At 25.1% G+C, this 12,343-nt stretch carries 13 protein-coding genes; 12 read left to right on the top strand and 1 reads right to left on the bottom strand.

Translation table 11 applies throughout. The features are described from left to right. The 4 genes from J7M87_RS04345 to J7M87_RS04330 form a co-directional block, all read left to right on the top strand. On the top strand, positions 1-85 hold an 85-nt coding region (locus J7M87_RS04345; RefSeq protein WP_291648866.1), incomplete at its 5' end, for an IS3 family transposase. Positions 86-205: 120 nt separating this feature from the next. Next, positions 206-496 carry a hypothetical protein gene (locus J7M87_RS04340; protein ID WP_291649029.1) on the top strand — a complete coding sequence of 97 codons (291 nt, stop codon included), beginning with the start codon at positions 206-208 and terminating at the stop codon, positions 494-496. Between the two features lie 196 nt (positions 497-692). After that, a complete protein-coding gene (locus J7M87_RS04335; RefSeq protein ID WP_291649027.1) occupies positions 693-896 on the top strand; it encodes a DUF4177 domain-containing protein in 204 nt (67 codons plus the stop codon). Between the two features lie 599 nt (positions 897-1,495). Then, positions 1,496-2,353 carry an AraC family transcriptional regulator gene (locus J7M87_RS04330; RefSeq protein ID WP_291649025.1) on the top strand — a complete coding sequence of 286 codons (858 nt, stop codon included), beginning with the start codon at positions 1,496-1,498 and terminating at the stop codon, positions 2,351-2,353. Positions 2,354-2,758: 405 nt separating this feature from the next. On the opposite strand, the gene J7M87_RS04325 is transcribed toward J7M87_RS04330, so the two are convergent. Continuing rightward, on the bottom strand, positions 2,759-3,313 hold the full coding sequence (locus tag J7M87_RS04325) for a class I SAM-dependent methyltransferase (RefSeq protein WP_291649023.1): 555 nt from the start codon (positions 3,311-3,313) through the stop codon (positions 2,759-2,761). Between the two features lie 184 nt (positions 3,314-3,497). Between J7M87_RS04325 and J7M87_RS04320 the strand changes: the two genes are divergently transcribed. From J7M87_RS04320 to J7M87_RS04285, 8 genes are all read left to right on the top strand, one after another. Continuing rightward, the gene (locus J7M87_RS04320; RefSeq protein ID WP_008678881.1) at positions 3,498-3,653 is read left to right on the top strand and encodes a DUF6132 family protein; all 156 of its coding nucleotides are present in this window, start codon (positions 3,498-3,500) and stop codon (positions 3,651-3,653) included. Between the two features lie 327 nt (positions 3,654-3,980). Further along, positions 3,981-4,715, top strand: a complete 735-nt coding sequence (locus J7M87_RS04315; protein WP_111927776.1) for a glucose 1-dehydrogenase — start codon at positions 3,981-3,983, stop codon at positions 4,713-4,715. A 1,173-nt stretch (positions 4,716-5,888) separates the two neighbouring features. Continuing rightward, positions 5,889-6,029 (top strand): hypothetical protein, encoded by a 141-nt coding sequence (locus J7M87_RS04310; RefSeq protein WP_291649014.1) that lies wholly within the window; start codon positions 5,889-5,891, stop codon positions 6,027-6,029. Positions 6,030-6,175: 146 nt separating this feature from the next. Next, positions 6,176-8,941 carry an AAA domain-containing protein gene (locus J7M87_RS04305; RefSeq protein ID WP_291649012.1) on the top strand — a complete coding sequence of 922 codons (2,766 nt, stop codon included), beginning with the start codon at positions 6,176-6,178 and terminating at the stop codon, positions 8,939-8,941. 249 nt (positions 8,942-9,190) lie between these two features. Then, a complete protein-coding gene (locus tag J7M87_RS04300) occupies positions 9,191-10,771 on the top strand; it encodes a restriction endonuclease (RefSeq protein ID WP_291649010.1) in 1,581 nt (526 codons plus the stop codon). A 228-nt stretch (positions 10,772-10,999) separates the two neighbouring features. Then, positions 11,000-11,164: a hypothetical protein gene (locus tag J7M87_RS04295; protein ID WP_021136318.1), complete on the top strand. Its 165-nt coding sequence runs from the start codon at positions 11,000-11,002 to the stop codon at positions 11,162-11,164. 1 nt (position 11,165) lies between these two features. After that, positions 11,166-11,732 carry a zeta toxin family protein gene (locus J7M87_RS04290; protein WP_291649001.1) on the top strand — a complete coding sequence of 189 codons (567 nt, stop codon included), beginning with the start codon at positions 11,166-11,168 and terminating at the stop codon, positions 11,730-11,732. Positions 11,733-12,022: 290 nt separating this feature from the next. Then, positions 12,023-12,226, top strand: coding sequence for a DUF4177 domain-containing protein (locus J7M87_RS04285; protein ID WP_291648999.1), 204 nt, complete (start codon positions 12,023-12,025; stop codon positions 12,224-12,226). Positions 12,227-12,343: the final 117 nt, after the last annotated feature.

Below are 12,343 nucleotides of genomic sequence, written 5' to 3'. Positions count from 1 at the left end.
TGATTATTATAATAATGACCGTTGTCAGTGGAACTTAAAAAAGCTGACTCCTGTTCAATACAGAAATCAGCTCTTAGCTTCCTAACTCTCTTTTTTAAAATGTCCTTGACATAGGGACCAGTTTAATATAATAGTCCCTTTCTTATTTACCCAAAGTGGTATAAAACCATTAACTTCTGTTAAGATGTCTAAAAGATACGTAGATATGTTTAATAAGTTTAAAGAATCGGATATTATTTGCGTATGCGGATTTGCCTTCAATTGTGATGATGGACATATGAATGGCTTATTTAGAGAATTAATAGAAGATTATAATAAAACTATATGCATACTTCATTATGTAGATGGAAGTCACTTTAACTTAAGATTAGTAATCAATGAATATAAAGAAAAGTTAAGACTAGACAATACATCAAACTTAAGAATTATATTGGTAGATAGAAATAGAAATGAAATTAGTAGTGGTGAGAAATGGTTTGAGGTTGTGGTTAAGTAAGCGAAGATTTAGAATAATTTACTTTGAACCGTACCATAAGTAAATGGGTCTTTACTAAAATTTGATATAGTGTGCCTAAGTTAAGTTACAATTACTTTTTAAGTAATTATAGGTTAATTATATATAATAATGTATAATAAAAATATACATTATTGTGGAGATAAATTTAAATTTAAATTTAAAAGGGGGAACTTTTATGAATTATGTAGTGATGCAAGTAGTTTTAAAAGAAAAATTTCTTGGAACAGGGTCTGGAAATTTGACGGAATTAGAAAAAGTCATAAATTCTCAAGCAGCAAAGGGATATCGATTACATACAATTACTACTTCGGCATCGGGAAGTAAAGGGATGCTTGGTGGTGATAGAATTCAAGCGACACTAGTGTTCGAAAAATTATAATTATAAATTCCAGTTTTATGGAAACATCAATTAATCTATATAATACTCAAAACAAATATACATTATTAATTTAGAAAAGAAAAGAACTTTTACTTGTATTTAGGGATGCATGTAAGAGTTTTTATTTTTAGAAGGGAGACATATGTACTGAAAAGATACATTTAAGAAAATATTTGGAAAGGTAAATCCAGCTAAGTAGAATTATTAAAAATTAATCCAAAGAAAATTATAGGTAGACTATATAAATGAAAATGAACTAGTTATTGAAATTATTTGTAAGTATACAATAGAAATGAGAATTGATAAGTTCTTAAATGATAAACTTGGACTTTTAAGAAGCAAAATTAATGGTTAAGACTATTTTTATAAGTAAAAACACCGTTATGTAAGCTAAAAAGATAAATTAATTAAAAGATAAATTAATTAATAGATTTTAATTGGAAAAATTAATTCAATATCATATGAGATAGCTGTTATAAGATAATTAGCATATTCACTTTTGGTATAATGATTATAGGACAAAAGAAAACTTAAAAAGTCGGGATGTCAATCTTTAATGATGATAAGATTAGATTAACGAATTGAAAGGGGTTAAAATTATGGAATGGATTGAAAGTATTAGAGAAGCTATTTCTTATATTGAAGAAAATATTACAGAGGATTTATCTATTAAAGAAATTGCAGATAAGGTAAATATTTCTCCTTTTTATTTTCAAAAGGGATTTGGAATGTTATGTGGCTATTCTGTAAGTGAATACATTAAGAGAAGAAGACTTGCACTTGCCGGCAGTGAAGTCTTATCTAGTAATGAAAAAATAATAGATATTGCAATAAAGTATGGATATGATTCTCCAGATAGCTTTACTAAAGCTTTTACACGCTTTCATGGAGTTACACCATCTGCGGTTCGTAAAGAGGGTGCTATGATAAAATCATTTGTTGCCCTCAAAATCAAATTTTCATTGGAAGGCGGATATATTATGGATTATAAAATAGTTGAGAAAGATGCATTTAAGGTTATAGGAGCGGCTAAAAAATTTAAATATGATTCAGCATTTACAGAAGTACCTTCATTCTGGAATGAGCATATTTCACAAGGAAAGCTAAAGGATATATGCGGAATGTATGGTATTAACATTGATGAGGAAATGAGCGGTAATGAATTTGAGTACCTTATTGCAGAGGATTATTCTAAAGAGAAGGAAGGCATGGAAGGGTATATAGTTAAAACAATTCCTAAGTTTACTTGGGCTGTTTTCCCTTGTTATGGACAAGGAAAAACATCAATTCAAGAAACTAATAAGAAAATATTTTCAGAGTGGTTACCAAACTGTAAAGATTATGAGATTGCTGCAGGTTATAATGTAGAAATGTATAGTGATCCAAGTGAGTATGAAAAAGGGATTTCAGATGAAAATTACTATTGTGAAGTTTGGATTCCAGTAAAGAGAAAATAGTGTAATTAAGATAGTATGAAAAGTAGAAGTAGTAGAATTTAACATAAATATAAATTCTACTATTTCTCTTATTTATATACGTTTTAAAAAAGGCTATTGCATAGTGTAATGGAATTTTGATATTAAAGATATCAATAAATAGAAGTGATAGGTCTAGATATAGTTGAAAAAGCATTAAATGAGAATAGTAAAAGAGGTAAAAGTTTGAGCCACAGATCATAAAAAAATATGAAACTGTATGCACCAAATTAGATAAAAAAATATTACTGGAAATAAAAATTTCCAGTAATATAAAAAACAATAAAAATAAAAACTACACAAAATTATCTAGTCGCTCTTAAATTTACAAATAAAGCTATGGAAATAATATTTAAATACTATTTCCATAGATCTAATATAATAAAACTACTTAGTGGCAATTAAAGAAATTAATTTATTTGAGTTATTTAATTCTTTAATGTTTTTAAATCCTGACAAGTCCAAGTCTTGTAATATACTTTCCTTTGTTACAAAGTGTTTATGAACTCCCTCTTTCCAATCACAAATTAAAAGCTTACCATCATTTTTTAAAACTCTTTTTGCATCTTTTAATAAGCTTACAGGATCTTTTAGTTCATGATGAACTGTGATCATAAAAACTAAGTCAGCAGTATTTTCAGTTAAAGGTATTTCATTTTCACTCATTGTTGCTACGGATAGCCTTCCGGTTGAGGCATCCTTTCTATTTTCCTTTACCCATTTAATCATATCTTTAGAAATATCAAATCCTAATCCCTTAGAATTTGGTAATTTACTTAAAAAGGCTTCAGAAAATATACCAGTACCTATACCAATATCTACAATTGTACTATCTTTAGATAATTGTAATTCTTCTATAATTTTATCTAAATCAATTAAACTTAATCTTTCAGGATTATTTAGTTTACTTAATTTTTTTACATCAAATTTATGATTATTCATTTATAGTCTCCTTTACTAAATGAAATGTTATAGTTTATTTTTAGTAAAATAAATACATGCTTATTATATAAATTATAATAACTTAATTTAATATATATTTCAGTGACTAAGTTACATATAAAAATTTATTTTTACCTTAATATTAGATATAACAAATACTTTTATAATAAGGAGATTTTTAATTATGGGAAAATATATTATTGCTTCAATTATTGGTGCTTTATTAGGATATATATACTATAAAAAAATTGGATGTGCCAGTGGAACATGTCCAATAACTTCTAATAAATATGTATCTATTATATATGGTGCTCTTTTAGCAAATCTATTTGTTTCTTAAAAGTCTAAAAATAATTAGCATTTTATAATCTAAGATAGGAAAGAAAGAATAAAAAACCTTAGGGTTGTTGTTCACATTTATGTGATTGACCAATCTACAGTTTATTAATCTTCTTTTATATTGGTGTTAGTTATAAGCTTATAGATACTTTAAGCTGAACTAACTAAATATTGTTAGTAAGAAAGAAAATATATAATTACAGGATGATATTTATTAAAAAGCAATAATTATCCTGTAGGTTCAATTCAAAAATTGTAATATCTAAAAATGGATATGAATTAATGAATATGATATAAATAAAAAAATTTAGTTAAGGAGAAATTATAAATGGAACGTTTAAAAAATAAAGTGGCAATTATTACTGGTGGAGCAAGAGGTATGGGAGCATCCCATGTACGTTTATTTGCAAGTGAAGGTGCAAAAGTTGTCTTTACTGACTTAAATGAAGAACAAGGTAGAATACTAGAGAAAGAAATAGGTGGTAATGTAAAATTTATAAAACAAGATGTTACAGATGCCGCTAGTTGGGAAAAGGTTGTAGAGGATACTGAAAAAATATTTGGACAAGTTAATATTTTAGTGAATAATGCTGGTATAAGTATAAATAAACCTTTATTAGAAATTACTGAAGATGAATATAGAAAAATTGTAGATATAAATCAAGTATCTGTTTTTCTTGGGACTAAGGCAGTAGCGGCTTCTATGAAGAAATCAGGGAATGGTTCAATAGTAAATATTTCATCTATGAATGGATTAGTGGGTGGGGCAATTGGTTATACAGATACAAAATTTGCAGTTCGTGGAATGACAAAGGCAGCGGCAATTCAATTGTCACCACTTGGAATTAGAGTAAATTCAGTACATCCAGGTGTAATAGAAACACCGATGGTTACTGAAGGAGATTCATATGAAGTAATTAAGAAACTTTCTAAACAAATTCCAATTAGAAGAATGGCTAAATCTGAAGAAGTTTCAAACCTAGTACTTTATCTTGCTTCAGATGAATCAAGTTATTCAACAGGATCGGAATTTGTTATCGATGGTGGATTGACTGCAATGTAGATTAAGAGTATGTTATAAAAATAGTAACTTCGAATTTATAGTCGGCGCTACATTTTTTATATTTTATATATTAATGTAATTGATAAACATTTTAAATAAATAAAGAAGTAGTATTAGGAATTTATATAACTTGCCTAATACTACTTTTTTACTTTACTATGAATATAATAAGTTGTTATGCTAATTTTATTAGTTAATACGATTGATTTTTAGAAAACTTACGGCAGTATGGATATGTACAACGTCCAATATAAACATCAATAAATATAATAAACTTAAGGTAGAGACAGATGAAAAGGATAATCGTATTAATAGGCTGTATTTAATACAAAAAGGAAGAGATGCACTTCCTAAAATAGAAGCAGTGTTTTTAAAATTAGCGGATATTTTTACAAAGGATTTATTATATCTATTTTTATAATTAAGTTACCAGCTCTAACAGGAATAGCAAATATAATGTTGGCTAATAGTATTTATGAAATGGAAGATGACTTAGAAAATAAAAGATACATCCAGCCAATATACATATGTATTAGCAGTAAAGAATATTGTAATAAGTAATTTAATATATTTAGAGACTTTGTTTATTGGATTTGTAATACTGTAGCATGTAATACAAAATAAATAGAAATTATAATACATTCACATATTAAGAGATAAAAGTTGTTGAGATAGGATTTAAAAGATTGTCTTATTTTTTTGCTACGGAGTGGTGAACCGTATCTGTGGAGAACCAAAATTAAAATAAACTTATAAAATATTAAAATCAAGCCAATGATATAAAAAATATCATTGGCTTGTGTTATAATTATTTTAGTAAATTATTGGGATATGTATCTAGATAAATAGAAATTGGAAATCTGTTAAGTTGTTATGAAAAAATAGCTTAATAAATTATAGATTTTCTCGTTATTTGAAAATTATAGATGTATTTTAGAAGAATCATTGAGTCAATTATAAATCATAGTTTTCTATGAAAAAGGCTAAATTTAAACAGTGAGGTATAACATCCTACTATGTTTATAATATTAAATATAGCAAAATGTTAGAGATAAATTATAATTTGTGTAGGTTAATATATTGAAAGCAAAAGTATAGAAATTATGATGTCATAAAAAACTATATTATATAAATGATAGAGTAATAATTTTTGAAAATAAAGAAGTTGGTAAAATGAACGCTTTAGAAAATAATGAACCTAATGTAATAATAGGTGTACAAGTATATGATAAAACTGAAGAGTTTGAGATAACTGATGCTTTTAGAACTTATAATATAATATCATTTATAAATACTAACTTCAATTATAAGTAGAGTTTTACAAAACATGATAAAATATCATGTTTTTTGTTTTGTATAAAAATTTTTTGTTATAATAATACATAAATGAAATTATTTGATTTTAACAGTTGATAATAGGTTGAATTAATATTTATTGATATCAATATAAGGAGAACTTTATGAAGTTAAAAGAATGCTTAGACTATTCAATTAAGAACAATAAAGAGTTATTAATTGAAAGTAATAATGGAAAGCCTTTTTATATTAAGGTTTTGAAATATGATTTAGAGAAGATTTCTTATAAATTTTCTAATACTGGAAAAGAAGGAAGTATAAAGCTTGAAAATCTTAAAAATTTTAAATTTAAGGATAAAGAAGATGAAAAAGATTTTTGTTATATTGAGTTAGAAAAAGAATATAATCAAAAAAATATTAAGTCTATTGTTGAAAAGTTTAAAAAATACTATTTGGAGATTTTATATTCTTTGTATAAGAAAGAAGAAAAGAAAATTATAAGCCAGTCTTTAAGAAATAGTAATATTGAGTTAGAGAAATTAAATAATAATTATGAATTTAAAAAGAATATTTATATTAATATTTTTGATAATTTATATAAACAAAAAGATAATCTTTTATTTAATTATCTTACAAGTAGGGAAAGGATTAAGGAAGAAGAGTTAAATAAACAGGATCATAATGAAAGTGAAAATATTAACCCAGTTATTTTACTTCAACCCTCGAATAAGTCACAGAAAAAATCTGTTGAAGCAGCTATTAAAAATAATATATCAATAATTGAGGGGCCACCTGGAACAGGAAAGACTACCACTATTTTGAGTATTGTAGCTAATATGATATATGAAAATAACAAGGTTGTTGTGGTATCAAAGAATAATTCTGCTATTGATAATGTTCTTGATGAGTTAAATGAGATACCAATTACACAGTGTTTTATACGTTTAGGAAACCAAAAGGTTATATTTGAATTAACTACTATACTAGAAGAAAAGATTAGGAATTATGAAAAAGAAGTAAAGAATATTTCTGTAAATGAAAAAGAAAATTCTAAAAAAGAAATGAAAAGACTATGTGATAAGCTAGAAAAATTAGAAAATGATTTAGAAAAATTAATTAAGATAAAAAATAAATTAATTGAATTAGAAAATAATTATAGGCATTTAAATAAGCGAAGTGAAGCTTATGAATTTGATAAATATAAAGATATTATAAAGAGATTAAATAAAATAAATAATTCTACCTCAGCAAAGAAGAAATTAGATGTTGTATCAGAATTATTAGTAAAACTTTCTGAAGAAAAGAAAATAGGATTAATAAAAAGGTTTTTAATCTATATTAATTTTGGATTCACATTAAAAGAATTAAAGAATAATGGAGTTATAATTCAAGGCTTATTGGAAAAGAAGTTTTTAGAATATGAAATTATAGATTTAAAAAATATATTAGAAAAGGGTAATTTAGATAAACTACAAAATGAAATAAGTAGAATATACAAAGAAGATTATATAAAACTATCAAAAGAGCTTGTGCTTAAAAGCTTAAAGAAAAGATATAGTAAAAAAGATTTTGAGGCAATTTATTCTAAAATAAAGACTAATGAAACTTTAGATTTTACTAAAATTAAAAAAGATGTAGTGAATTTATATCCAGTTATAATGACAACTGTAGATGCATTCATATATAACTTTAATTATTTATTTGGTAAAGATGAAAAAATAGATTGCATAATAATAGATGAAGCATCTCAATGTGATATTATGTCTGCACTTCCATTACTTTATGCTACTAAAAAGGTAATAGTTGTTGGTGATAGTAAACAGTTATCAGCAATTATTAATATGGAAGAAGATGAAATAAAAACTAAAGTTGAAAGAGAGTATGATTACAGAAAAGAGAATTTTTTAACTACTATATCAAAAACAGTTAATCCAGAATCTAATATGTTACTAGAGCATTATAGGTGTAATTATAATATTATAAATTACTGTAATAGGTATTTTTATGATAATAAATTAATTGTTTATAAAGAATCTAAAAATGATTCTATGATATTAGTAAATAATGATAAAGGAAAATATGTTGATTTTGATAAAGAATCCTTTGTTAATTTAAGAGAAATAGAAACTATTAAAGGACTTATAAATTCAGATATAAAAGACAAATTTATAATAACTCCATTTAGAAATCAAGCGAATAATCTATGCAAAAAGTATAATAAAGAACAATGTGGAACTATTCATACCTTCCAAGGTAAAGGAGAAAAAGAAGTTTATTTTTCAACAGTATTAAATAATACAAGGGAAGGAAGAAGTCACCTAAAAAGTAATCATAATTTATTTACTAATGAGTTAATAAATGTAGCTGTTTCAAGGGCTAAAGATAAATTTGTTTTGGTAACAGATAGAGAGTTTTTCGTAAATAATGACAAAAATATAAAAAACTTAATTGAATATATAGAAGCTTATGGAGAAGTTATTCCAGATAAAACTGTTTGTATTTTTGATTATTTATATAAGCAGATGAAGACATATACTGTAGTTGATAACTGTGATAATATTTTTGAGAAAACTGTTAAAGATTGCATTGATAAATATATAGAAAAATACAATGAATATAGTTTAATTTGTAAATTGCCTTTAGCAAATGTTGTAATAGATAAAAAATTTTTAGATGAAAATAATGATATAAAAACATTTATTTTAAATAATGCACATTTAGATTTTACTATATATGATAATAGAATTAATAAACCTGTTATGGTAATAGAGCTCGATGGAAAGTATCATAAAGAAGAAGTTCAAAAAGAAAGAGATAGAAAGAAAAATGAAGCTCTCAAACATATGGGTATTCATTTATGGAGATTAAATTCAAAGGATGCCATAACTTATGAAGAGTTTGAAAATTATTTAGATATGAATATAAACTAATAAGAAGTTATATTTTAATTATCTCATAGATTATAGAGGACAAAGTGCAACGGATTATCTCTATCAACAAACCCATAACAAAAATGTTATTGATTTTTTAGTATTTACTAATTAAAAATAAAAATATTAGCAAAAAGATAAAAATTTTACAAAAATTATAGATATATAATTTAGATATTATATAATAAGTAATGAATGGTATTCTATGGATATTATGATAATATTTTTTTGAAATTTTGGAGGTAAGTTATGGCTAGAAGGGGATACGGTTTAGCAAGTGCTATTAGAGATATAGAAAGAGCAAATAGAAGAGCAAGTGCAGAACAAGCGAGAAGAGAAAGAGAAAAAATAAAAAGGGAAAAAGCATTTGAGAAGCAAAGAATGCTTCAAGAAAAAGAAAAAGCAATATATTATGCTGATAAATTAACAAAAGAAGCTGAAGAAGAGAGAGCAATTATTGTTAGTTTATTAAATAATGTACATAATGCTAAATTAAAAGTTAATTGGGATGATTATAAAGATTATTCTAAGTTTAAAGAAGAAGTGAAAATAATAGAGATGCCTATAAAACCAAATGAGGAAGCTTATAAGTTGAAGTTTTCGATTTTAAATAGTTTAATACCATCTATAAAAGCAAAAAAGCAGGAAGAGTTAAATAATAAATTATCATTAGATTTGCAAAAATGGAATAGTGAGTGTGAGAGAATTAAAAATATTAATTCTAATAAGAATGAAGAATGGAATAATAGAAAAAATAAATTTGAAGCACAACAAAATGAGACGAATAATCGAATTGATACTTTAAGAAGTTTGTATAATGATGCTAATGAAGAAGGTGTTGAATTTTATTTTAATGAAGTACTATCTAAGAGAGATTACCCATCATATTATATGTTAGATTGGGAAATTGAATATAATAAAGAAAATAATATTTTAATTGTAGAATATAATCTTCCTAAAAAGTTAGATATCACAAATGTAAAACAGGTTAAATATATTCAAACAAGAAAAGAATATAGTGAAACATATATAAAAGAGACCGAAATAAATAAAATCTATGAAGAAGGGTTATATCAATTATGTTTGAGAGTTAATCATGATATTTATATTATGGATAAATTAGATCATATTAAAGGGATAATATTTAATGGATATTTAACTGATGTAAATAAAAGCAATGGTAAAGAAGAGACAAAGTGTATATTATCTTTACAAACTGAAAAGTCTAAATTTATGGAATTAAACTTATCTGAAGTTGATGCTAAAATGTGTTTTAAAAGTCTAAAAGGTGTTGCAGGTGCAAAACTATGTGATTTAGTTCCAGTAGCTCCAATTGCAAATATTGATAATAGTGACAGAAGATTTGTTGAATCTCGTGAAATTGGAGAAAAAATAAATGGTTATAATTTAGCTTCTATGCATTGGGAAGATTTTGAACATTTAATTAGGGAGTTATTTGAAAAAGAATTCTCTAAAGATGGAGCAGAAGTAAAAATTACACAGGCAAGTAGAGATGGTGGGGTAGATGCAATTATGTTCGATCCAGATCCTATAAGAGGAGGAAAATATGTAATTCAAGCTAAAAGATATACTAATGTAGTAGGCGTTTCGGCAGTAAGAGATTTATATGGAACTGTTTTAAATGAAGGAGCATCAAAAGGGATTTTGGTAACAACTTCTGATTATGGGGCTGATTCTTATGAGTTTGCGAAGGATAAACCACTTACATTATTAAATGGATCAAATTTATTACATATGCTACAAAAGCATGGATATGAAGCAAGAATAGATTTGAAAGAAGCAAAAATTGAAATAAATAATTTAAAGTAAATATGTTAAGTGAGTATAGTGAGATTAGAAAAACATACTTTCTAATTTACAATGAAAAAGATGATTATTTTCCAAATGGTCATCTTATGCGGAATTATAAATTTTTTACTTAGAGTAGTATTAATCTTATCTGTAGAGAAGAAAAATTAAAATGCATTAGGTTTATAATACATTGAATTTGTTATATAATATTATTAATATAATTGCTTTTTTAAGGAGGGAATTTAAATGGAAAATAAGGATATTAATTTATACGATATTTTCATAAATTATTCATATAGTCAATTAAAGGAGTTATTTAAAAATGCGAAGACAAAGGAAGAGCAAGACTTTTATATGACGTTATCTAATTTAGTATTGCAAAAAGAACAAGCTAAGGTCATAGGTGAGTAATATGCCAACTTATACAATTTTTGCAGGAGTTAATGGAGCTGGTAAAACTTCAATATATAAATCAATTTATTATAATGAGAACAAAAATGAAAAAAGAATAAATACTGATGAAATGGTAGCTAGAATTGGGTCATGGAAAGATAGTAATCTTCAAATGAAATGTGCAAGAGAATCTGTTAAATTAATAAAACAATATATTGTGGAGGAGATATCTTTCAATCAAGAAACAACACTATCTGGCAGAAGTATAATAAATAATATAAAGTTTGCAAAAGAAAATGGTTTTTATATAGTTATGAATTATGTAGGTGTAGAAAATCCTAATGTTGCAAAGGAAAGAGTTAAGATTAGAGTAAGTAAAGGTGGTCATGGGATACCAGATAAGGATATTGAAAGAAGATATTATGATTCTTTAAATAACTTACATAATGTAATTACAATATGTGATGAAGTTAATATATTTGATAATACAGATATATTAAAAGAAGTTATATATTTTAAAGATGGCAAGATAATATGGCAAGATAAAAAAATACCAAACTGGGCAAATAATATACTAAAAAAATAGATAGTAAAACAATAAAAGTTTTACTATCTATTTTTGTAATGAAATATGATTAAAACTTGAATTTGAAATAATGTTAATTATATTGTATATGGGAAAGGCTAAGCTTTTTTACTTACGGTAAGGTGAACCATACCATAAGTAAATGGGGCTTTACTAAAATTGGATAGAGTGTGTTTAAATTAAGTTATAATGAGTTTTCAAGCAATTATAGATTAATTATATGCAATAATATATAATAAAAATATACATTAATATAGAGATAAATTTAAATTTAAAAGGGGGGAACTTTTATGAATTATGTAGTGATGCAAGTAGTTTTAAAAGAAAAATTTCTTGGAACAGGGTCTGGAAATATGACGGAATTAGAAAAAGTCATAAATGATCAATCGGCAAAGGGATATCGATTACATACAATTACTACAGCGGCATCGGGAAGTAAAGGGATGCTTGGTGGTGATAGAATTCAAGCGACACTAGTGTTCGAAAAATTATAATTATAAATTCCAGTTTTACGGAAAGATCAATTAATCTATATAATACTTAAAATAAATATACATTATTAATTTAGAAAAGGAAAGAACTTTTATTTGTATTTAGGGATGCATGTAAGA

Source organism: Clostridium sp., from assembly GCF_017888565.1.
GTDB lineage: Bacteria > Bacillota > Clostridia > Clostridiales > Clostridiaceae > Clostridium.
This window is presented reverse-complemented; position numbering and strand designations above follow the sequence as displayed.